The organism is Kribbella sp. NPDC043289 (assembly GCF_056436705.1).
Window position 1 is genome coordinate 526,717 of record NZ_JBWKCB010000005.1, and the last position, 21,609, is coordinate 548,325.

At 69.8% G+C, this 21,609-nt stretch carries 20 protein-coding genes; 3 read left to right on the forward strand and 17 right to left on the reverse strand.

Features of this window, described 5'->3' with window-relative positions; translation table 11 throughout:
- Nucleotides 1-69: 69 nt before the first annotated feature.
- Entirely contained in the window at nt 70-903 is an 834-nt protein-coding gene (locus tag AC0662_RS30285; protein ID WP_478304898.1) for an NAD(P)H-binding protein, read from the reverse strand.
- 70 nt (nt 904-973) lie between these two features.
- Between AC0662_RS30285 and AC0662_RS30290 the strand changes: the two genes are divergently transcribed.
- A complete protein-coding gene (locus tag AC0662_RS30290; protein WP_478304900.1) occupies nt 974-1,771 on the forward strand; it encodes a TetR/AcrR family transcriptional regulator in 798 nt (265 codons plus the stop codon).
- Nucleotides 1,772-1,795: 24 nt separating this feature from the next.
- Here AC0662_RS30290 and guaA read toward each other — a convergent pair whose 3' ends face one another.
- From guaA to AC0662_RS30340, 10 genes are all read right to left on the reverse strand, one after another.
- On the reverse strand, nt 1,796-3,346 hold the full coding sequence (gene guaA / locus AC0662_RS30295) for a glutamine-hydrolyzing GMP synthase (RefSeq protein ID WP_452202970.1): 1,551 nt from the start codon (nt 3,344-3,346) through the stop codon (nt 1,796-1,798).
- A gap of 10 nt (nt 3,347-3,356) precedes the next feature.
- A complete protein-coding gene (locus AC0662_RS30300; RefSeq protein WP_452202972.1) occupies nt 3,357-3,554 on the reverse strand; it encodes a hypothetical protein in 198 nt (65 codons plus the stop codon).
- A 9-nt stretch (nt 3,555-3,563) separates the two neighbouring features.
- A complete protein-coding gene (locus AC0662_RS30305; RefSeq protein ID WP_478304902.1) occupies nt 3,564-4,649 on the reverse strand; it encodes a cytochrome P450 family protein in 1,086 nt (361 codons plus the stop codon).
- Nucleotides 4,646-5,302: a dethiobiotin synthase gene (bioD, locus tag AC0662_RS30310; protein WP_478304904.1), complete on the reverse strand. Its 657-nt coding sequence runs from the start codon at nt 5,300-5,302 to the stop codon at nt 4,646-4,648. The genes AC0662_RS30305 and bioD overlap by 4 nt, the downstream gene beginning before the upstream one ends.
- The gene (locus AC0662_RS30315) at nt 5,299-6,420 is read right to left on the reverse strand and encodes an 8-amino-7-oxononanoate synthase (protein WP_478304906.1); all 1,122 of its coding nucleotides are present in this window, start codon (nt 6,418-6,420) and stop codon (nt 5,299-5,301) included. Before AC0662_RS30315 ends, bioD begins: the two co-directional genes overlap by 4 nt.
- On the reverse strand, nt 6,420-7,691 hold the full coding sequence (locus AC0662_RS30320) for an adenosylmethionine--8-amino-7-oxononanoate transaminase (RefSeq protein ID WP_452203134.1): 1,272 nt from the start codon (nt 7,689-7,691) through the stop codon (nt 6,420-6,422). Before AC0662_RS30320 ends, AC0662_RS30315 begins: the two co-directional genes overlap by 1 nt.
- A 165-nt stretch (nt 7,692-7,856) precedes the next feature.
- Complete coding sequence (gene bsaP, locus AC0662_RS30325; protein ID WP_452202980.1) at nt 7,857-8,057, reverse strand: biotin synthase auxiliary protein BsaP; 201 nt, start codon at nt 8,055-8,057, stop codon at nt 7,857-7,859.
- Nucleotides 8,054-9,049, reverse strand: a complete 996-nt coding sequence (gene bioB, locus AC0662_RS30330; RefSeq protein ID WP_478304908.1) for a biotin synthase BioB — start codon at nt 9,047-9,049, stop codon at nt 8,054-8,056. Before bioB ends, bsaP begins: the two co-directional genes overlap by 4 nt.
- A 583-nt stretch (nt 9,050-9,632) precedes the next feature.
- Nucleotides 9,633-11,333 (reverse strand): GMC oxidoreductase, encoded by a 1,701-nt coding sequence (locus tag AC0662_RS30335; RefSeq protein ID WP_478304910.1) that lies wholly within the window; start codon nt 11,331-11,333, stop codon nt 9,633-9,635.
- The gene (locus AC0662_RS30340; protein WP_478304912.1) at nt 11,330-12,922 is read right to left on the reverse strand and encodes a succinic semialdehyde dehydrogenase; all 1,593 of its coding nucleotides are present in this window, start codon (nt 12,920-12,922) and stop codon (nt 11,330-11,332) included. Before AC0662_RS30340 ends, AC0662_RS30335 begins: the two co-directional genes overlap by 4 nt.
- 92 nt (nt 12,923-13,014) lie before the next feature.
- Between AC0662_RS30340 and AC0662_RS30345 the strand changes: the two genes are divergently transcribed.
- A complete protein-coding gene (locus tag AC0662_RS30345; protein WP_478304914.1) occupies nt 13,015-14,463 on the forward strand; it encodes a hypothetical protein in 1,449 nt (482 codons plus the stop codon).
- 47 nt (nt 14,464-14,510) lie between these two features.
- On the forward strand, nt 14,511-15,416 hold the full coding sequence (locus AC0662_RS30350) for a TIGR03086 family metal-binding protein (RefSeq protein ID WP_452202989.1): 906 nt from the start codon (nt 14,511-14,513) through the stop codon (nt 15,414-15,416).
- Here AC0662_RS30350 and AC0662_RS30355 read toward each other — a convergent pair.
- From AC0662_RS30355 to shbA, 6 genes are all read right to left on the reverse strand, one after another.
- Nucleotides 15,413-15,811 (reverse strand): hypothetical protein, encoded by a 399-nt coding sequence (locus AC0662_RS30355; RefSeq protein ID WP_478304916.1) that lies wholly within the window; start codon nt 15,809-15,811, stop codon nt 15,413-15,415. The two genes, AC0662_RS30350 and AC0662_RS30355, sit on opposite strands and share 4 nt — an antisense overlap.
- A 52-nt stretch (nt 15,812-15,863) precedes the next feature.
- Nucleotides 15,864-16,586: an acyl-CoA thioester hydrolase/BAAT C-terminal domain-containing protein gene (locus tag AC0662_RS30360; protein WP_478304918.1), complete on the reverse strand. Its 723-nt coding sequence runs from the start codon at nt 16,584-16,586 to the stop codon at nt 15,864-15,866.
- Entirely contained in the window at nt 16,583-17,689 is a 1,107-nt protein-coding gene (locus AC0662_RS30365) for a GuaB3 family IMP dehydrogenase-related protein (RefSeq protein WP_478304920.1), read from the reverse strand. The genes AC0662_RS30360 and AC0662_RS30365 overlap by 4 nt, the downstream gene beginning before the upstream one ends.
- Nucleotides 17,690-17,719: 30 nt before the next feature.
- Nucleotides 17,720-19,231 (reverse strand): IMP dehydrogenase, encoded by a 1,512-nt coding sequence (gene guaB, locus AC0662_RS30370; protein WP_452202996.1) that lies wholly within the window; start codon nt 19,229-19,231, stop codon nt 17,720-17,722.
- Nucleotides 19,232-19,371: 140 nt separating this feature from the next.
- The gene (locus AC0662_RS30375) at nt 19,372-20,892 is read right to left on the reverse strand and encodes a hypothetical protein (RefSeq protein WP_478304922.1); all 1,521 of its coding nucleotides are present in this window, start codon (nt 20,890-20,892) and stop codon (nt 19,372-19,374) included.
- Complete coding sequence (shbA, locus tag AC0662_RS30380; RefSeq protein ID WP_452203000.1) at nt 20,885-21,508, reverse strand: RNA polymerase sigma factor ShbA; 624 nt, start codon at nt 21,506-21,508, stop codon at nt 20,885-20,887. The genes AC0662_RS30375 and shbA overlap by 8 nt, the downstream gene beginning before the upstream one ends.
- Nucleotides 21,509-21,609 lie beyond the last annotated feature (101 nt).

Genomic DNA, 21,609 nt, shown 5'->3' on the forward strand with positions numbered 1-21,609 from the left:
GATCCCCAGTCGAACATACGTTCCCTTACTGCGTCAAACGGGCGGCCCCGCGACCCGCGATCCTGTCAGTCAGCGGAAGGTCGCGGCGTTGGCGAGTGCCCACTCGCGGTACGTCGTCCCTGGGTGCCCGGTGAGGTCCGCGACCGCCGGCTCCGGTTTCATCGCGTATTCGGACATCATCCGGAAGCCGTCGAGCAGCCAGCGCGCCGTCTCCTCGCCGATCGCCGGAGCCAGCGCCGCGACGTACTCGTCGGGCGTCTGTTCCTCGAAGCGGACGTCCCGCCCGATCGCCTCGGCGATCCGTGCGACCTGCTCCGGCTGCGTGATCGCCTCCGGCCCGCTCATGACGATCTTCCGGCCGCCGAACTCCGCGGACAGCAGGACGACGCGCGCCACCGCCGCGATGTCCCCGAGGTCGATCGGCGTCTGCACAGCACCGGCGTACGGCGCCCGCACGACCCCCTCGGCCTTGATCGACGGCGCCCAGTCGAGCGTGTTGTTCATGAACTGACCCGGCCGCAGGAACGTCCAGTCGAAGCCGCCCGCCTCGATCGCCCGCTCGATCCGGTAGTAGTGCCACGTCGACGGATCACCCTGCGCCTCGTAGTCGGCAGGCTCCCCCGACAGTACGACGACCCGCCGTACGCCGGCCTCCCGCGCACACCGCACGAAGTCGTCGACGTACGCCGGAAGCGGCGCGAGATACACCGTGTCGATACCGGCGAGCGCGGCCGGCAGTGTCGCCGGCTTGCCCAGATACCCGCGCGCGATCTCGACAGTCTCGGGCAGCGCGGCCCGGGCCGGATTGTTGGTCAGCGCGCGCACCGGCGCGCCCGCCGACACCAGTTCGTCGACCAGCAACCGCCCCACACTCGCGGTCGCACCGGTCACCAGGATCGTCATCCCTGTCCTCCCTCGAATCGGAATTCCCGTAGGGTATACGAGAATTGGAGCGACCGCCTATCGTTGGTCCGTGAGTGAACGGCGGAGTGGTGAGGGGCAGCCGGACCGGACGCTGGCGTTGCTGTGGCGGAACCACCGGCAGACCGCGACCGACGGACCCGTCGAGGCGCGGCGCCGCGGAGCCGGCCGACGACCGTCGCTGAGCGTGGACGACGTCATTCGGGCAGGCATCCGGCTCGCGGACGAGCAGGGGCTAACGGCGGCATCGATGGGCGGGCTGGCCAAGGAGCTCGGCGTCGGCACGATGACGCTCTACACGTACGTGCCGTCGAAGGAGGAGTTGCTCGACCTGATGGTCGACCAGGTCCTCGGCGAGCGCGAACTCCCCGGTCCGGGCGAACCGCGGCCGGACGATTGGCGCGACCAGGTGGAGATCTACTCGCAGCAGACCCGCGCGATGTTCCAGCGGCACCTGTGGTTGTCGCAGGTCTCGACGATCCGCCCGCCGGTCGGCCCGGGCATGCTCGCGGCCCGCGAGTACCTGCTGTCCGCGCTGCTCGGTCTGGAGCTCAGCCCCGTCGAGACCAACACGGCCGCGCTCGCGATCACGACGTACGTCGACTCCGCGGCCAGCCTGGAGGCGGAGAGCCAGCTCGTGGAGCGCAGCACCGGTCAGACCAACGACGCCTGGTGGTACGAACGAAACGACCTCTGGGAGTCGTACTTCGATGTCGACCGGCATCCCGCGATGACGGCGATCTGGAACGCGAACGGCTACCAGTCCACCACCCGCGACGCCGCCGCCGACTCGTACCGCTACGGCCTCGACCGCCTCCTCGACGGCATCGAGTCCCAACGCCCCCGGTAGCTACTCACATCGTGCCGAGTGGGATCACTCCCACTCGATGGTGCCCGGGGGTTTGCTGGTGACGTCGAGGGTGACTCGGTTGATCTCGTCGACCTCGTTGGTGATGCGGGTGGAGATGCGTTCGATGACGTCGTACGGGAGGCGGGCCCAGTCGGCGGTCATGGCGTCCTCGCTGGTGACCGGGCGGAGGACGACGGGGTGGCCGTACGTGCGGCCGTCGCCCTGGACGCCGACCGAGCGGACGTCGGCCAGGAGGACCACCGGGAACTGCCAGATGTCGCGGTCCAGGCCGGCCGCGGTGAGCTCGTTGCGGGCGATCAGGTCGGCGGCGCGGAGGATGTCCAGCCGCTCGCGGGTGACCTCGCCGATGATCCGGATGCTCAGCCCCGGGCCCGGGAACGGGTGCCGGTAGACCATCGTCTCCGGCAGGCCGAGCGCCAGCCCGAGCTCGCGGACCTCGTCCTTGAACAGCGTCCGCAGCGGCTCGATCAGGCTGAACTGCAGGTCGTCCGGCAGTCCGCCGACGTTGTGGTGCGACTTGATGTTCGCCGCGCCCGCACCGCCGCCGGACTCGACGACGTCCGGGTACAGCGTGCCCTGGACCAGGAATTCGATGTGCCGCTCGGCGTCCACCTTGCGCGCGGTCGCCTCGAAGGTCCGGATGAACTCGCGGCCGACGATCTTCCGCTTCTGCTCCGGGTCGGTGACGCCGGCCAGCGCGGTCAGGAACTGCTCCTCGGCGTCGATCGCCTCGAGCCGGATCCCGATCGCGGCGACGAAGTCCTTCTCGATCTGCTCGGACTCACCGGCCCGCTGCAGACCGTGGTCGACGTACACGCAGGTCAGCTGGTCGCCGATCGCTTTGTGCACCAGCGCGGCCGCGACCGCGGAGTCGACACCGCCGGACAGCGCGCACAGCACCTGCTTGTCGCCGACCTGCTCGCGGATCAGCTCGACCTGCTCCTCGACGACGTTGGACGTCGTCCAGTCGCCCTTGCAGCCGGCGATCTCGAACAGGAAGTGCTCGAGCACGGCCTGCCCGGCCTGCGAGTGCAGGACCTCCGGGTGCCACTGCACGCCCGCGAACTTGCGGTCCAGGTCCTCGAACGCGGCCACCGGCGCGCCCTCGGACGCGGCCAGCACGGCGAACCCCGCGGGCGGCGCGTGCACCGCGTCGCCGTGGGACATCCACACGTTCAGCTCCTCGGGGATGCCGGCCAGCAGCGTCCCCGCCTCGCTCACGGCGACCGGCGTCCGGCCGAACTCACGCAGTCCGGTACGCCGGACCTCGCCGCCGAGCGTCTGCGCCATCGCCTGGAACCCGTAGCAGATCCCGAACGCCGGGACGCCGGCCTCGAACAGCCCCGAGTCGACCCGCGGCGCACCGTCGGCGTACACCGACTGCGGACCGCCGGACAGGATGATCGCCTTCGGGCCTTTGGCGAGCATCTCCTCGACCGGCATCGAGTGCGGCACGATCTCGGAGTACACGTTCGCCTCGCGCACCCGGCGGGCGATCAGCTGCGCGTACTGCGCTCCGAAGTCAACGACCAGGACCAACTCATGCTGCGTCACCTGGCAAAGCCTATCGGTGCAGGTCAGGAAGGCTGTAACTCGACTGGTCCGCGGCGATCGTGAGCGGGTCGTTGGTGATCGTCAAACCGGGGAAACGGCGCCGCATCGCCGCCTCGTACCGGCACGCCGCGGCAGGTTCACCGACGTACTCCGCGAGCTGGTGCTCTCCGAACCACAGCCGCACCCGGCGGCGAGCTGGCAACTCCATGCGCCGACGCTAGTGACGCGAGTTGTCCCCGGTGTTACCGCGCGTTACAACCAGGAGACGCTTCGGAGCGCGGAACGAGAGCAGGTCGATCATCGGCGGCTCTTCGGTCAGCCGTACGCCGCGCAGCAGATCCCGGGCACACTCCAGCGCCACCCGCGCCTCCATCCGCGCGAGCCCGGCGCCGAGGCAGCGGTGGATACCGATCCCGAACGCGAGATCCGCGGGACCGCCGTGGCCGCTCAGGCCGAGCAGGACCGGTGCCCGCGCCGGCAACTGCACGTCGCCCACGGTGGTCGCCTCCGCCGTGACCCGCCGCCACGTCGGCACCGACGACGCCTCGCGCAGTACGTCGTCAACGACCTCAACAGTCCCGCCGATCGCCCTCTGGAAGGCAGTCGAGATCAGTTGGGTCGTGGTCTCCTGCCCCGCGATCAGCAGGAAGTACCCGACCGCGCACACCTCTTCGTCGCTCAGCCCCATTCCGACCAACGCGCCGAACAGATCGTCAGCAGGCGCTTCACGGGCGGCCGTCGTCCGCGAGCGCAGCCAGCCGTAAAACTCGGCCGCACTGTGCGCCAGCTCCAACTGGCGGTCCTCGTCCGGCCAGCCCCAGAACAGCTCGAGCGAATCGAGACTCCAGGCCTTCAGCGCAGGTACGTCGACCTCCGCCAGCCCGAGCAGACGCAGTACGACGAGAGCCGGCGGCTCGGCCGCGATCGCCTGCACGAGATCCACCTGCTCGCCCGCCGCGAGCCGTGCGGACGCCGAGGCCACCCGCGCGGCGGTCAACTCCCGCGTCAGCGGCTCGACGGCGGCGACCCTCGCCGGGCTGAAGAACCGGGCGACCGCGGCACGGATCGACCGGTGCGACTCCCCCGCGTTGTTCGCCAGCGTCGGCGGCAGCGCGAACCCGACCGCGGACAGCACCCGCAACGCCTTGACCGACAACGGCGTGTGCGCGAGTACGGCGTTGTCCGGCCGGAACGTGTCCGGATCGAGCAGCACGTCACGAGCCAGCGCCGGGTCGTCGACGACCCAGTAGCCGAGGTCTTCGTCGTACCGAGCCGAGTCGTGTTGGGCGGGACAGTTGCTCACGTGAACCAGCTCGGCGCGGCCGCCTGGAACTCCTCGCCGCTCAGCGCCCCCGCCCCGGCCGGGATCCGCCCGATCACCGGTACGCCGGTCGTCGCGGGCAGATCCTCCAGGTTGCACTGCTCGGCCAGATCGGGATCCTCGGGCCAGGCACCGATCACCAGCCCGTCGATCGGCAGGTCCCGGGATCGCAGCGCCTCGATCGTCAGCCCGGCATGGTTCAGCGTCCCCAGACCGGCCCGCGCCACGACCACGAAACCGAACGGTGTCGTCAGCTGTCCGGCGAGGTCGGCAAGGTTGTTGCCCTCGGCATCCAGGCCGACGAGGATGCCACCGGCACCTTCCACCAGGACGGTGTCGTTGGTCAGGGTGAGCTGATCGATGGCCTTCGCGTGCGACGCGACCGGCGGCAGCTTGATGCCTTGCCGCCGGGCAGCCGTGGTCGGCGCCAACGGATCGCGCAGCCGGACCCCTTCGTGCAGCTTGGTGAGCCCGCTCAACCGGTGTACGTCGTCCAGGTCGCCCTGCTCGTCCGGCCCGACCCCGGTCTGCGCCGGCTTGACGACGGCCACCGTGCCGGACGCCCGGACAGCGAGCGCGGCCGTGGTGATGGTCTTACCAACACCGGTGTCGGTGCCGGTGACAAGAGTGATCATGAGACCTGGCCGATCGCCTCGACGACCACGGCACACGCGCGATCGAGATCTGCGGTGGACAACCCGGCGTGCGCGGTGAGCCGCACCCGGGAGATGCCGTCCGGGACGGACGGCGGCCGGAAACTCCCGACCCGTACGCCGTTCGCGAGGCACAGCTCGGCCGCACGGACGGTCTCCCGCGGACCCTGCATCGGGACCGAGACCACCGCACCGGACGACGGCGGCACCTCGCAGGCCGCAGCCAACCGGGCCGCCGCGGCGTGAATCGCGGCAGGACGTTCGGGCTCGGCCTGCAGCACCTGGAGCGCGGCGCAGGCGGCGGCGCACGCGGCCGGATTGAGACCGGTGTCGTAGATGAACGGACGCGCGCGGTTCACGAGGTGCTCGCGCAACAGCCGCGGGCCGAGGACGGCACCGCCTTGCGAAGCCAGCGACTTGGACAGCGTCATCGTGACGATCACGTGGTCGAGTCCTGCGAGCCCGGACGCGTGCACGGACCCGCGACCGTTGCCGGTGACGCCCAGGCCGTGGGCCTCGTCGACCAGGAGAACAGCGTTGTGCGCTGCGGCGGTGGCAGCCAAGGCGGTGAGCGGGGCTTCGTCGCTGAGGACCGAGAAGACCGACTCGGTCATCACGACCGCGTGCGGCTCGTTGCGCTCGGCAAGCACCTTGTCGACGGCGTCCACGTCGTTGTGCGGGACGATCTCGACGCGGGAGCGGGACAGCCGGCAGGCGTCCACCAGCGAGGCGTGGACGTGTTCGTCGGAGACCAGAAGAGTGCCGGGGCCGCCGAGGGCCGTGACGACGCCGAGGTTCGCGAGGTACCCGGAGGAGAAGACGAGCGCGGATTCCTGACCGGCGTACGTCGCCAGGTCGGCTTCGAGTTCCTCGTGGAGGGTTGTGGTGCCGGTGACGAGGCGGGAGGCCGTCGAGCCGGTGCCCCAGGTGCGGAGCGCGTCGGCGGCAGCGGTCACCACGCGCGGGTCGCGGGCCAGGCCGAGGTAGTCGTTGCCCGCCAGGTCGATCAGGTCGTCGGCGGCGTCCCGGGCGCGCAGGCGCCGGGTCAGGCCGCGGGACTCCAGCGCCGCGGCCTTCGGGGCGAGCCAGTCCTCCAGCATCAGCCCGCCTCCTCCACCGCACCGGTGATCGCCGCCGCGATGGTGGCGATCTCCTCGGCAGTGCACACGTACGGCGGCATCGTGTAGACGAGGTCGCGGAACGGGCGTACCCACACGCCACGACGCAACGCCGCCTCGGTCATCCGCGGCAGGTCGACCGGACCGGAGAGTTGAACGACGCCGACCGCGCCGAGCACCCGGACGTCCTTCACGGCAGGCAAGGCGGCCGCGGGGGCGAGCCCCGCCGACAACCCGGCCGAGATCTCGGCGACCCGACCGGACCAGTCCTGCCCGAGAAGGAGGTCGATCGACGCGAGCGCGACCGCGCAGGCGAGCGGGTTGGCCATGAACGTGGGGCCGTGCATGAGCGCACCGCCGGGTCCGTTCGAGACGGTGTGCGCGACTTCCGTCGTACAGAGCATCGCGGCCAGGGTGAGGTAGCCGCCGGTGAGGGCCTTGCCGACGCAGAGGATGTCGGGGTCCACGCCCGCGTGCTCGGACGCGAACAGCGTGCCGGTCCGGCCGAAGCCGGTGGCGATCTCGTCGAAGATCAACAGGAAGCCGTGCCGGTCGGCCAGATCGCGGAGGACCTTCAGGCACGACGGGCTGTACGGGTACATGCCGCCGGCGCCTTGGAGAACGGGCTCGACGATGATGCCCGCCACCTCGTCCGCGTGGTCGGCGGCCAGGGCTGCGAGAGCGTCGGCCCAGGCCAGCAGCTCCGGGTCGTCGGCGGGCCGGTCGAAGCCGGCCGGGGGCTGCGGGCCGAAGACCTGCTCCTTCAGGGCGCCGGTGAACAGCGAGTGCATGCCGTTCACCGGGTCGCAGACGCTCATCGGGGCGAACGTGTCGCCGTGGTACCCGCCGCGGACGGTCAGCATCCGCGTCCGCCCGTTGTTGCCGCGCGCAACCTGATACTGCAGCGCGATCTTGATCGCGACCTCGACCGAGACCGACCCGGAGTCGCACAGGAACACGTGCCGCAACGGATCCGGGGTGATCTCGACCAGCCGCTCGGCCAGCCGGATCGCCGGTTCGTGGGTCAGCCCACCGAACATCACGTGGCTGAAGTCGTCGGCCTGCGCCTTCAGCGCCGCGTCCAGCACCGGGTTCCGGTAGCCGTGGATCATGCACCACCAGGACGCCATCGCGTCGATCGCCTCGACGGTCCCGCCCTGATCGTCATCCAGCTGCAGGCGTACGCCGGACGCGCCGCGAACCAGCCGCACCGGCGAGGGCTCGGTCAGCGAGGAGTACGGATGCCAGAGCAGCTCCGCGTCTCGCTGTTGCCACGTGTTGACCGAGTGTGACACGGTCCTCCTCCGTCCTGAGGATTCACAACGTTAATCGGTCCACACCCCACCCCGGCTCGCAGGTGGTCAGGATGTGATCAGCCTGCGCGGGCGTCCGGTCCGCCGTACCCAGGAGCATCGCGGTCAGTCCGAGGTGATGTCGCCGTGCACCGAACAGCGGGCCGACCAGCCCATCGGGTGGACCTGGACGACCATCCGGCGCCGGCACTCGACGCAGTACCGGGGCGGTTCCAGCTCGAGGGACCGACGGCACTCGTGGTGCCCTCCGTCGGCCTCCGGACGGCCGCAGTGGCCGCAGTAGACCTCGACCACGGCGGTCCTCACAGCGTCTTCTGGAGTTCCTTGACCGGCATCTTCAGCTCGGCCAGCAGGTCCAGGTCGGCGGTCGCGGGGCGGCCGAGCGTCGTCAGGTAGTTGCCGACGATCACCGCGTTGATGCCACCGAGCAGACCGTCGCGGGTGCCGAGGTCGCCGAGGGTCAGCTCGCGACCACCGGCGTACCGCAGGACCGTCCGCGGCATCGCCAGCCGGAACGCGGCGATGGTCCGCAGCGCGTCCTTGCCGTCCATGATGTCGAGGTCGCCGAACGGGGTGCCCGGACGCGGGTTGAGGAAGTTCAGCGGCACCTCGTGCGGGTCCAGCTCGGAGAGCTGCGCGGCCAGCTCGGCGCGCTGCTCGACGGTCTCGCCCATCCCGACCAGGCCGCCGCAGCACAGCTCCATGCCGGACTCCTTGACCATCAGGCAGGTGTCCCAGCGCTCCTCGAACGAGTGCGTGGTGACCACGTCGCCGAAGTACGAGCGGGCCGACTCGAGGTTGTGGTTGTACCGGTGCACGCCCCACGAGCGCAGTTCGTCCACCTGCGCTTGCGTGAGCATGCCGAGCGAGCACGCGATGTTGATGTCGACCTCGGCGTTGATCGCCTCGATGCCGGCCTTCACCTGGCTCATCAGCCGTGCGTCCGGCCCGCGGACCGCGGCGACGATGCAGAACTCGGTCGCGCCGGTCTTCGCGGTCTCCTTGGCGGCCTCGACCAGCTCGGGGATGTTCAGCCAGACCGCGCGCACCGGCGAGGTGAACTGGCCCGACTGCGAGCAGAAGTGGCAGTCCTCGGGGCAGCCGCCGGTCTTCAGGGAGATGATCCCCTCGACCTCGACCTCCTCGCCGCACCACTTCACCCGGACGTCGTGGGCGAGCGCGAGCAATGCGGGCAGCCGGTCGTCCGGAGTGTTCAGGACCTCGACCAGTTGGTCCTGACGCAGCCCTACGCCCTGCTCCAGAACCTGCTCACGTGCCACGTCCAGGATCTCGCTCATGGTTCTCCTGCCTCATCGAACGGTCGGCTCACAGTAAGCCAGCGGGGTACGCCGGGACTGCGGCGGGCGTCACGTGGAACAGATCGGGCTGAAGTGCCACACGGCCACTCTCCGCACTCTCCCGGAAAGTTTTTGAATTTTTCTGTGGAACCTCGTAACCCCCTGTAGAGGGGCTCGTTGAAGTGTGCAGAGGCGGTTACCGCAAGGAAGACCGCCACCCGGTTACCAGGAGCTACGAAATGTTGATCATTACGATCAGCACGCAGAGTGGTCACAAGGCCCGAAGCTCTTGGAAATCGGAGGTAAGGTAGTAACCAAGAGCTCGGGTCGCCAGCTGTGGTTGGTGACCCGATCCCAAAGCGCCGGGCGCCTCACCCCGGCTTGAGTGGGTCCCTCGGGAAACGATTTGGGCGGAAACGTTCCCGAGGGACCTGCTCCCTTTCCGGACCTTTTCAGAAAGCCTCAGCAACTTACTGCTGAGGCTTTTTCATTTGCCTTTCCGTGGACACGCGCCGCGGACCGTGGACAGGCAATAGCTTGTTCAAGGTCCGCGATGGATATCCGTGGTTCTGTCGCGATTCCGTTACGGCTCGGTCACGGACTGCTTGGGGAAGATCGGAAGGCGCAGAGCGCCGGGGGCGTCAGCGGGGACGACCGGGTGTCCGGGCTTCACCGGCTGGATCCGCTCGTACTCCGCATCGACCGCCGGCCGCGGGTCGGTCTCGCCCTTGTTCGGCCAGAAGGAGAGGGCGCGTTCGGCCTGGGCGGTGATGGTCAGCGACGGGTTCACGCCGAGGTTCGCCGAGATCGTCGAGCCGTCGACGATGTGCAGACCGTCGTACCCGTAGACGCGGTGGTACGGGTCCACGACGCCGGTCTGCGGTGAGTCGCCGATCGCGCAGCCGCCGATGAAGTGCGCCGTCATCGGGACGTTGAACGGCTCGCCGATCGTGCCGCCCGGCGTCCCGTTCATCAGCTTCGCCATCCGGCGGACCACCTGGTTCGCGACCGGGATCCAGGACGGGTTCGGGGCGCCGTGGCCCTGCTTCGAGGTCAGCCGCCAGCGGCCGAGCCGGTCGCGCTTGCCGAAGGTGGTGATCGAGTTGTCCGCGGTCTGCATGACCAGGGCGATCACCGTCCGCTCGGACCAGTGCTTCAGGTCGTACAGCCGGCGGATGTTCTTCCGTTGCAGGCCGAGTTCCTTCAGCCAGGTCCGCCAGCGCGGCTTGTCGCCGTCGCCGTCGGTCAGGACGGTCTGCAGCAGCGACATCGCGTTGCTGCCCTTGCCGTACCGGACCGGCTCGATGTGGGTGATGTCGTCCGGGTGGAACGACGAGGTGATCGCGACCCCGCGGGTGTAGTCGACGTCCTTCTCGCGCGAGATCGCCCCGAGCAGCGACTCCGAGTTGGTCCTGGTCAGCACGCCGAGACGGTCCGACAGCCGGGGCAGCTTGCCCTCGTCCCGCAGCCGGTGCAGGAGCTTCGCCGTACCGAGGGCGGAGGCGGCGAAGACCACCTGATCCGCGGTGAACCGGCGGGTGACCTTCTTGTTCGACGTACGGCGGGTGTCGATCGCGTACCCGCCCTCGGGCAGCGGCTCGACGGACGTCACCGTGGTCAGCGAGTAGACCTCGGCGCCGGCCTTCTCGGCCAGGTACAGGTAGTTCTTGGTCAGCGTGTTCTTCGCGTTGTGCCGGCAGCCCGTCATGCACTCGCCGCAGTCCGTGCACCCGCTGCGCCGCGGTCCAGCGCCACCGAAGTACGGGTCCTCGACCTCGACGCCGGGCTCACCGAAGAACACCCCGACCGGGGTCGGGTGGAACGTGTCCCCCACCCCCATGTCCTCGGCGACCTGCTTCATCACCTTGTCCGCCGGCGAGAACCCGGGGTACGTCGTGACGCCGAGCATCCGCTTCGCCTGGTCGTAGTACGGCGCGAGTTCGGACTTCCAGTCGGTGATGTGGGTCCACTGGCGGTCGGAGTAGAACGCGGGCAGCGGTTCGTAGAGCGTGTTCGCGTAGACGAGGCTGCCGCCGCCGACGCCCGCGCCGGACAGGATGATCACGTCGCGCAGCGCGCTGATCCGCTGGATCCCGTACATCCCGAGCTTCGGGGCGAACAGAAACCGTTTGGTGTCCCACGAGTTCTTCGCGAACCCGCCGTCGTCGAACCGCGCCCCCGCCTCGAGGACCGCGACCTTGTACCCCTTCTCGGTCAGCCGCAGAGCGCTCACCGACCCGCCGAACCCGGACCCGACGATCAGGACGTCGTAGTCGTACTTCATGGGCGGCCGATCTTCTTCAGCACGCGCAGGGCGCCGGTCATCAGCTCGGCGAACTTCTCGTCCGAGAGACCGTGCGAGGCGGCGATCGGGATCAGTCGCTGCGTGGCGATCGCCTGCGGCTCGACGTACCGGCGGATGCCCTCGACGCCCTGGCGGCGCCCGAGGCCGGACGATCGCATGCCGCCCATCGGGGTGTCGACCGAGCCGAATGTCGCGCCGTACCCCTCATTGACGTTGACGGTGCCGGCCATCAGCTGCGCGGCGACGGCGCGGCCGCGGCGGCCGTCACGGCTCCAGACGCTGGCGTTCAGGCCGTACTCCCCCTCGTTGGCGCGCTGGATCGCCTCGGACTCGTCGGAGAACCGGTAGATCGAGACGACCGGGCCGAAGGTCTCGTTGTCGAAGCACTCCATCGCCGGGGTGACACCGGACAGAACGGTCGGCTCGTAGAACAGCGGGCCGATGTCGGGGCGTGGCTTCCCGCCGACGAGCACGGTCGCGCCGTTGGAGCGGGCGTCCTCGACGTGCCGGGTGACGGTTTCGAGCTGCGCCTTGGAGATCAGCGAGCCCATGTCGACGTCCCAGCCGGTGCCGGCGCTCAGACGGAGCTTCTTGACTCGGTCGACGAAGGCCGTCACGAACGCGTCGTACACCTGGTCGGCGACGTACAGGCGTTCCATCGAGACGCACAGTTGGCCGGCGTTCGCGAAGCAGGCGCGGACGGCGCCTTCCGCGGCGCGGTTGATGTCCGCGTCCCGCAGTACCAGCATCGGGTTCTTGCCGCCGAGCTCCAGGCTGCAGCCGATCAGGCGCTCGCCGCACTGCTGCGCGACCAGCCGGCCGGTCTTCGTGGAGCCGGTGAAGCAGATGTAGTCGGCGTTCTGGATCAGCGCGCCGCCGACCGTCGGGCCGGAGCCGTTCACCGCGAGCCAGGCGTCCCGCGGCAGACCCGCCTCGTACAGCAGCTCGATGCCGCGGAGCGCGGTCAGCGGCGTCTGGCTGTCCGGTTTGTGGACGATCGTGTTGCCGGCCAGGATTGCCGGCAGGCCGTCGGAGATCGCCATCGTCAGCGGGTAGTTCCACGGCGAGATGATGCCGACGACGCCCTTCGGCACGAACCGCTCCTCGGCCCGGGTGAGCACCGGGAAGATCCCGAGCTTGCGCTGCGGCTCGAGCAGCTCGAACGCCTTCCGGCCGTAGTACCGCGCGGTCAGCGCGACATGCGCGAGCTCCTCGAACGCCTGCTTCCGTGCCTTGCCGGACTCGCGAATGATCAGGTCCACCAGCTCGTGCCGGTGGTCGAGGACCAGGTCGTGGTACCGGAGCAGGATCGCGGCGCGCTCGGCGAGCGGTACCCGTTTCCAGGTCGCTTGCGTCTTCCGCGCCAGCCGGACCGCTGCGATCACGTCGTCCTCGCTGGACACCGGCAGGTCCGCGATCGGCTGCCCGGTGGCCGGCGCGTACGACGTCCGCGTCCCCGCCGTCGCGCGCAGCAGCCCCGACAACCGCCGAATCACCGACTGGTCGGTCGCGTACGACGCGGTCGGATCGAGCTCCGGATCAGCAGGAATCGACGTCTGCTCACTCATAACTGAAGGCTACCTGCCGGTAATAGCCAGTGTCAGTATCAGAGGATGGTTAAGCTGATCCGCTGAAACCGGTGAAGGGGTGGACTGTAAAGATGGTGGACAGCGGGGGGCTCTGGACGCCTCCTGAGGACGAGCTCGGTGAAGCGCTGCAGACCGCACAGGTGCTGATCGAGGAAGGCCGGGCCGACGAGGCCGGGCCGTACCAGCAGCGGGTCATCGAGCTGGCCAGGGAGCGTGCCGAAGGGCACCCGAACCACTACGAGGCCAAGCACCTGATGGCCGCGACCCAGTACGAGCTGGCCGGCTCGCTGAACGCCTCCGGGCGGCACGAGGAGGCACTCGTCGCGCTGCACGAGGCGCAACTCGGCTACACCGAGCTCCAGGATGCCGGTGTGCTCGACGCCACCTGCTTCCTCGCCGACGTCCGCGCCCGGCGCGCGATGACCCAGGCGCACCGCGGGCACGGCGCCACCGCCGTACTGGAGATGGACGGCGCGGTGATCGCGTACGGCCAGCTCGTCGGCGGCGCGGAGGGCCTGAAGCACCAGCCCGACTTCGCCCGGGTGCTCGCGATGAACGCGCTGATCCTGCGCCGGTACGGCGACCCCGCGCTCGCGGTCGCCTCCGCGGACGCCGCCACCCAGCTGTTCCTCCAGCTCGCCGACCAGATCAACGAGAGCCCGCAGTCCCTCTCCTACGCCCGCTACCTGTGTACGGCGACCGCGGTGTCCGCCGACGTCCACGCGGCAGAGGGGCGGCTCGACCTGGCGCTGGACGCGGACGAGATCGGTCTGACCACGGCCGACACGCTCGCCGACTCCGACTCGGCGACCGACATGCGGACGCTGGTCGCCGCACTGGTCCGGAAGGGCAAGCACCTCGGGACCGTCGGCCGCCTGGAGGGCGAGTCCTGTCTGCGGACCGCGTTCGACACCGATCCGGAGACGGCGGCCCGGGTGGTCGAGGAGCTCGACCGTGGGCTGCCCCTCACGCTGGTCGCCGCGCTGGAGAACGCGGAGGTCAAGCTCGGGCCGTTCGAGCAGTACCACCGCCTGGTCGCGCTCAGTGAGCCCGCGCCCGGGATGACGCTGGCCACGGTCTCCGGCCGAACCGATCCCGAGTCGGCGGCGATTCGCGCGACCGAGCTGGCGGAGCTGGTGCGACCACTCCTGAACCAGGACGCGGACACCGCGCTGACGCTCGGGCTGGAGGCGCACTACCTGTTCGCGATCTCGTCCGAGCGCGAATCACACCGGATGCGCTTCCAGACCGCCACCTACATGCCGATCTGGGCGCAACTGCTGCTCGACATCTCCGACGCGTACTTCCAGGCCGGCCGGACCGACATCGCGCTCGACCTGGGCGGCTGGTGCGCCGAGGTCGCGACCGCGCTGATCCCGTACGCCGACGACCACGCCGAGATGAAGGAGCTGGCCGGGTCCTGCTACCGGCACCACGGCAACCTGCTCGCCGCGACCGGCGACCTGGCCGCGTCCCACCACGCCCACGAGGCGGCGCAGCAACTCCAGCTCGGACGTTGACGCATCGCCCTCGCGCGGCGGACGCTGAGGCTTGGGGGTGGCATGTCATGGATGTCGTTGAGCTGCACAACCGCACGGTCGCGAACTTCGCGGAACTGGTCACCGGGGTGGCCGCCGATCAGTGGTCGGCACCGACCCCGTGCTCGGACTGGGACGTCCGCGCGCTGGTGAACCACGTCGTCGGCGAGGAACGCTGGACCGTACCGCTGATGGAGGGCCGGACGATCGCCGAGGTCGGGAACACCCTCGACGGCGACCTGCTCGCGGACGATCCGGCCGCCGCGGCGACGGACGCGGCCCGGGATGCCTCGGTCGCGGCGACACGGGCGATCGACAAGGTGCACCTGTCGTACGGCGACGAGGATCCGCACGAGTACCTGCGTCAGCTCGCGGCCGACCACCTGATCCACGGGTGGGACCTGGCCGTCGCGATCGGCGTACCGCCGCGGATGGACACGACGCTGGTGGCCGACGTCGGGACGTGGTTCGTCGGACGGGAGGAGCTGTACCGGTCCGCGGGGATGATCGGTGAGCATCTCACCGGGTACGCCGATCCGGCGGAGGCACTGTTGGCGGCCTTCGGTCGGGATCCGCACTGGAGCCCGTGGCTGCCGGTGATCGAGCGATTCGGGATCGCGCTCGACCAGCGGGACCTGGCGACGGCGATGTCCCTGGTCACCAGCGACATCGTGTTCGAATCCACGTCGCCGCCGGACGGTGCACGCTTCGAGGGCGCCGACGCCGTCCGGGCCGAGTGGGCGCGGATGTTCGCGGAGACCACCGACCCACACTTCGAGACCGAGGAGACGGTGGTCCTCGGTGATCGCGCGCTGGTGCGCTGGCGGTACTCGTGGCAGGAGCCGTCCGGCGACCGCGGTCACGTCCGAGGGGCCGACGTACTGCGCTTGCGGGACGGAAAGATCGCGGAGTCGCTGGCGTACGTGAAAGGTTAGTCGGCCAGGTCGGTGCGGAGGGCGCCGACGAAGAGGCCGGCTTCCTCGTCGGTCATGCCGGTCTCGGAGACGACCAGGGCGGTCGCCTGGTGGAGCTCGCCGGCGGCCTTCAAGGCGCGGGTGCGCTCGGCCAGGTTGGTGCCGGGCTTGCGGACCAGCGGCGTACCGGTCGTCGGCGGGACGTAGCGCCCCAGCCGGATGTCGTCGACCAGCTCCTTGGCCTGTTTCAGGGCCAGTCCGGTGCGGTCGTGGATGAGCTTCACCGCGTGCACCGACTTCTTGGTGGTGATCAGGAACCGCACCTGGTCCACGTCGTCGGGGGACAGCCGGCCCCGCGCCGCAGCGAGGGCAACATTGTCCGCGTCCTGGTCGCTCCGTCGGCTGAACAATCCCATGCCGTCATCCTTCCAGAACCGATCAAACGGGGTGAACTCGAAGCACGTCGGATCAGGGCGCGAGCACCCGGAGGATCTCGGGCCAGGCAAGGGTGCCGAGCGCGCGGTCCGCCGCGTCCGTGCCGCCGCGCGCCATCCGCTGCCCAGCGGTCTTCGGCTCCTCACCCGGCAACACCGCGCGGTGCCCTGCCTCCGGAACCGTGACGATCCGCGTCGGAAGGTCACCACGCCGGCGCCGGATCTCGTCCGCGAACTCGACCGCCGGCCACACCTGGTCGTCACCGCCGGCCACCAGCAGTACGCCGTCGCGGATCCGCTCCACCGGGATCCGCGCCTGCTCGGCGTCCTCGAACACCTGCACACTCTGCCGGTACAGCCCGGTGTAGCTCGGCGGATCCGCCGGCGGCGTCCAGGTCAGGTCGAACGGCACGAACGGAAGCGGTTCGCCCTGCCACGTCCACGCCGACCGCTGACTGCCGTCCTCCAGGTTGCGGCCCCAGACGTAGGCGCTCGGCGCGAACGCGACCACTGCGTGCACCCGTTCGTCCAGAGCGCCGAGCAGCAATGCTGCCTCGGCGCCCCACGAGCTGCCCATCACGACCAGCCGATCGTTGCGGTCCGCAAGCTCACCGACCGGGAACGACTCCAGCGGGACCTCGTGCGTCACGGTCCAGCGGGGCGCGAGTACGTCGTACCCCTCGGCCTCGAGGAGGCGCGCACGATCAAGATCAGGCGCACCACTCGAACCATGCAGGAGCAGTACGCCGGTGCTCAACCGACGACGACCTCTACTCGCTGGAACTCCTTGAGCTCCGTGTACCCCGTCGTGGCCATCGCGCGCTTCAGCGCGCCGACCAGGTTCATCGTGCCGTCCGGGACCCAGGACGGGCCGAACAGGATCTGCTCCATCGTGCCGGTGACGCCGACCTCGACCCGCTCGCCGCGGGGCAGGTCCTGGTGCCAGGCCTCGGCACCCCAGTGGTACCCGCCGCCCGGCGCGTCGCTCGCCCGGGCCAGCGGCGAACCGACCATCACCGCGTCCGCGCCGCAGGCGATCGCCTTCGCCACGTCACCGGACCGCCCGACCGAGCCGTCCGCGATGACGTGCACGTAGCGGCCGCCGGACTCGTCCATGTAGTCGCGCCGGGCCGCCGCGACGTCGGCCACCGCCGACGCCATCGGGACCGCGACCCCGAGCACCTTGCGGGTGGTGTGCGCGGCGCCACCGCCGAAGCCCACGAGGACACCGGCCGCACCGGTCCGCATCAGGTGCAATGCGGCCTGGTGCGTCGCGCAGCCACCGACGATCACCGGGACGTCGAGGTCGTAGATGAACTGCTTGAGGTTCAGCGGCTCCGCCTGACCCGAGACGTGCTCGGCCGAGACCGTCGTACCGCGGATGACGAACAAGTCGACGCCCGCGTCCACGACGTGCTTGGCGAACTGCTTGGTGCGCTGCGGCGAGAGCGCCCCGGCCACGGTGACGCCGGAGGCACGGATCTCCTGCACCCGCTGCGAGATCAGCTCAGGCTTGATCGGCGCCGAGTAGATCTCCTGCAGCCGGTGCGTGGCCTGCTGGATGTCGAGGTGGATGATCTCCTCGAGCAGCCCGGTCGGGTCCTCGTACCGCGTCCAGAGACCTTCGAGGTTCAGGACGCCGAGGCCGCCGGCCTTGCCGATCGCGATCGCGGTCGCCGGCGACATCACCGAGTCCATCGGCGCGGCCAGGATCGGCAGCTCGAAACGGTACGCGTCGATCTGCCAGGCGACCGAGACCTCCTCGGGGTCCCGCGTCCGCCGCGACGGCACGATCGCGATGTCGTCGAACGCGTACGCCTGCCGGCCCCGCTTCGCGCGGCCGATCTCGATCTCGGTCATCAGGTGATCCTTCGGGTTGGAGCAGACAGGTCAGCGGCCGGAGTAGTTCGGGGCCTCGACCGTCATCTGGATGTCGTGCGGGTGGGACTCCTGGAGGCCGGCGGAGGTGATGCGGACGAAGCGGCCCTTCTCCTGCAGCTCCGGCACCGTGCGGGCGCCGGTGTACCACATCGACTGCCGCAGGCCGCCGATCAGCTGGTGCGCGACGGCCGACAGCGGGCCGCGGTACGGGACCTGGCCCTCGACGCCTTCGGCGATCAGCTTCTCGTCGCTACCGACGTCGCTCTGGAAGTAGCGGTCCTTGGAGTACGACTTGCGCAGCCCGCCGGACTGCATCGCGCCCAGCGAACCCATCCCGCGGTAGGCCTTGAACTGCTTGCCGTTGATGAACACCAGGTCGCCCGGCGACTCCTCGCACCCGGCGAGCAGCGAGCCCAGCATCACGGTGTCCGCACCGGCGACGAGCGCCTTGGCGATGTCACCGGAGTACTGCAGGCCGCCGTCGCCGATCACCGGGACGCCGGCCGGCTTGCAGGCCAGCGAGGCCTCGTAGATCGCGGTCACCTGCGGCACGCCGACGCCGGACACCACGCGCGTCGTACAGATCGAGCCCGGGCCGACGCCGACCTTCACGCCGTCCGCGCCGGCGTCGACGAGCGCCTGGGCACCCACGCGGGTCCCGACGTTGCCGCCGACGATGTCGACGCCGCGGGTCGCCGGGTCGTTCTTGAGCTTGCGGATGATCTCGATCTGGGACTTCGAGTGCCCGTGCGCGGTGTCCACGACGAGCACGTCGACACCGGCCTCGACCAGGGACATCGCGCGCTTGTAGGCCTCGCCGAAGAACCCGATCGCGGCGCCGACCATCAGCCGGCCGGTCGCGTCCTTGGTGGACAGCGGGAACTTGTCGCGCTTGACGAAGTCCTTCAGCGTGATCAGGCCGGTCAGCTTGCCGGACTCGTCGACCAGCGGCAGCTTCTCCACCTTGTGCTTGCTGAGCAGCGCCATCGCGTCGTCGGCGGCGATGCCCTGCCTGCCGGTGATCAGCGGCTGCTTGGTCATCACTTCGCGGACCGGCCGGGACAGGTCGTTCTCGAAGCGCATGTCGCGGTTGGTGACGATGCCGACCAGGACACCGGCGCCGTCGACCACCGGCACACCGGAGATCCGGTACTGCGCGCAGAGCGCGTCGGCCTCGCCGATGGTGGCGTCCGGGCCGATGGTGATCGGCTGCGCGATCATGCCGGACTCGGAGCGCTTGACCAGGTCGACCTGCTGGGCCTGGTCCTCGATCGACAGGTTGCGGTGCAGGACGCCGAGACCGCCCTGGCGGGCCATCGCGATCGCCATCCGGGCCTCGGTGACGGTGTCCATCGCGCTGGACAGCAGCGGGATGTTCACCCAGACGTTGCGGCTCACCCGGGACCGGGTGACGGCTTCGGAGGGGATGACGTCGGACTCGTTCGGCTGCAGCAGTACGTCGTCGAAGGTGAGGCCGAGGACGGCGAACTTGTCGGGAACTCCAGCGGGTGTGATGTCCATGGGTAAAACAAGCACCTTTTGTACGGCGTGAACGGAGCCCCATCCTATCCGCGCCAGAGCAAGGCCCCGAATCCACCATCCACAAGCAGCCACAAGCAGCAGCCCGCCGCGATCGCGACGGGCTGCCGGTGATCGGCCGATTACTTGGTCGGCGTGTTGACGATGCCGAGGATCTTCAGCAGGTTCGCCTCTTCGGTCGACCCGTGGGTGCGGTCGATCGCGGCGTGCTTGCCCTCCGGGTACGCGCCGGTGGAGTGCTTGCCCGTCTTGTAGGTCTTGCGGACCGAGCCCGTCGTGACCTTCCCGCTGGAGTGCTTCGCGGTGGCGTGCTTGGCGGTGGCCTTCGTCGCCGCCGGCTTGGGCGCGACCGGCTTGGGCGCGACCGGCGTGCTGCCGACCGCCGCCGGGGTGTCCGCGCCGCCGAAGAACCGCTCGGCGCTCTCGACCGCGAGCGGCGCACCGGTCGGGGTCGGCAGGATCGTCTGGCCGAGCAGGTCGTTGACCGCGTCGGCGAGGTCGCTCGGAGCCTGGGTGACGTCACTGCTCGGCGTCGCCGTACTGCCGGCGCCGGACGTGTCGGTCCCGCTCGTCGCACCCGTTCCATCGGTCCCACCCGTGCTACCGGTGCCGCTGTCCGGAGCCGCCGTACCAGAGCCGGCGCCCGCGTCCGGCGCGGTGGTCCCGACGCCGCTCGAGGTGTCGGTCTGACCGGTGCCCGAGTCGCTGCTCGGGGTCGCGGTCGGGTCGGCCGCCGCCGAGTTGTCGCCGGTCCCGGTGTCGACGTTCGCCGGTGGGCTCGTCGGCGTCGTGGTGGTCGAGTCCGTCGGCGTCGGCGTCGTGCTGCTGCCCGGCTCGGTCGGGTCACCCGTTGGCGTCGGCGTCGGCGTCGTCGGGGTGTCCGGCGGCGTGGTCGGCGTGGCCGGGGTGTCCGTCGTGCCCTTGCCACCGGTGGTGGTGTCGGTCGGCGTGTTCGTCTTGTCGTCGTCCGACTTCGAGCTGCCGATCGGCTTGCCCGGGTCCTGCGTCTTCGCCGGCTCGTTCGGCACGATCAACGGCTTGTCGAGGATCGCCACCGGCCGCTCGATCGGCTTGACCAGCGGCGGCTTCGGCATATTGATCGAGCTCAGGTCGCCGTCGACCAGCGAGCTGTCGTCCTTGCCGTTGGTCTGCGCGGCGTGCTCGGCCTTGGTCTTGTCCTGGAAGTCCTTCGCGACCTTGACGATCTTGGTCTTGTCCAGAACCGGCAGACCGTCGAGCTCTTCCTTCGGGAAGCTGGTCTGCGGGCGGACCGCATCGACCATCTTCTCGATGACCTTCTCGTACGGCGACAACGGGTCACCCGTGACCGCCGCGGCCACCCCGGAGACCGAAAGCGCGGCCACCGCGGCGACACCGAGCGCCAGACCACGCGTCGCCACCTTGCGGGCGAACGGGTCGGTGATCGGGTTCAGCGCCGCGCAGCGCGCCAGGAAGCTCTCCGGGTCGTCGATGGTCTCCACCGGGAGCTCGTCCTCGACCTCCACCGCCAGCCGCAGATCGGCCAGCAGTGCGACGGCCGGGTCGTGCTCGCCCGCCGCGCGGGCGGACTCCCCTCCGGCGGCCAACAGATCGAGCAGTGCGTCATCGGCCTCGATCGCGTCCAGGTCGAACCGGTCAGCCATGATGCCCCTCCCCTGCTGATCCTCGTTCCGACTGTGCTTCATGCCCCACGAACCCCCTGAGCGTGTTCAACGCCCGATGCTGTGCGACCCTCACCGCCCCCGGTGTCATGCCCAGCGCCCGGCCGGTCTCCTCGGCTGACATCCCCGCGACGACCCGGAGGCGCAGGATCTCCCGCAGCTTCTCCGGCAGCTTGTCCAGCAGACCCATGATGTGCTGGACCTCGGACTGCCGGACCGCGCGTTCCTCCGGTGTCGGTGACTCGTCCGCGCCGTCCGGCAGGTCCGGCGTCGAGACGTCGGCGACCGCGAACGCACGCTGGGCATCGGCGACCTTGCGGGCCGCGATCCCGTAGACGAAAGCCTCGAAAGGCCTCCCCTCGTCCCGGTACCGGCCGAGTGCACCGAAGACCGCGACGCATACCTCTTGCGCGACGTCGTCGACCATGTCGGCGCCGCCGGGATAGGTCCACAGACGGGACCGTACGTAGCGGTGCGCCACAGCGCGCACCCTGGTGAGCAGGTCGTTGAGAGCTGTGCGATCCCCGTTGCCGGCCAGCGCGGCTAGATCCCTGAGCTCGACCCGGTCGTGGGTGTCAGGTACTCGGACCTCGGTCACCCCTCGCCCCCTCGTGTCGGACCGGTCAGCCTGGAAGATGCTACGGCTCTCAACCTCACTTGCCTAGTGGCAATTCGTGGTCGCTTCCGGCCAGTTGATCA

Excerpts from the sequence above, each read along its gene's own strand:
- AC0662_RS30285 (WP_478304898.1), bottom strand. The coding sequence starts at position 903 with ATGACGATCCTGGTGACCGGTGCGACCGCGAGTGTGGGGCGGTTGCTG.
- bioB (WP_478304908.1), bottom strand. The coding sequence starts at position 9,049 with ATGAGCGAGATCCTGGACGTGGCACGTGAGCAGGTTCTGGAGCAGGGC.
- AC0662_RS30340 (WP_478304912.1), bottom strand. The coding sequence starts at position 12,922 with ATGAGTGAGCAGACGTCGATTCCTGCTGATCCGGAGCTCGATCCGACC.
- guaB (WP_452202996.1), bottom strand. The coding sequence starts at position 19,231 with ATGGACATCACACCCGCTGGAGTTCCCGACAAGTTCGCCGTCCTCGGC.
- AC0662_RS30375 (WP_478304922.1), bottom strand. The coding sequence starts at position 20,892 with ATGGCTGACCGGTTCGACCTGGACGCGATCGAGGCCGATGACGCACTG.
- AC0662_RS30345 (WP_478304914.1), top strand. The coding sequence starts at position 13,015 with ATGGTGGACAGCGGGGGGCTCTGGACGCCTCCTGAGGACGAGCTCGGT.
- AC0662_RS30355 (WP_478304916.1), bottom strand. The coding sequence starts at position 15,811 with ATGGGATTGTTCAGCCGACGGAGCGACCAGGACGCGGACAATGTTGCC.
- AC0662_RS30315 (WP_478304906.1), bottom strand. The coding sequence starts at position 6,420 with ATGCTGGAGGACTGGCTCGCCCCGAAGGCCGCGGCGCTGGAGTCCCGC.
- AC0662_RS30365 (WP_478304920.1), bottom strand. The coding sequence starts at position 17,689 with ATGACCGAGATCGAGATCGGCCGCGCGAAGCGGGGCCGGCAGGCGTAC.
- AC0662_RS30300 (WP_452202972.1), bottom strand. The coding sequence starts at position 3,554 with ATGGAGTTGCCAGCTCGCCGCCGGGTGCGGCTGTGGTTCGGAGAGCAC.
- AC0662_RS30350 (WP_452202989.1), top strand. The coding sequence starts at position 14,511 with ATGGATGTCGTTGAGCTGCACAACCGCACGGTCGCGAACTTCGCGGAA.
- bioD (WP_478304904.1), bottom strand. The coding sequence starts at position 5,302 with ATGATCACTCTTGTCACCGGCACCGACACCGGTGTTGGTAAGACCATC.
- AC0662_RS30335 (WP_478304910.1), bottom strand. The coding sequence starts at position 11,333 with ATGAAGTACGACTACGACGTCCTGATCGTCGGGTCCGGGTTCGGCGGG.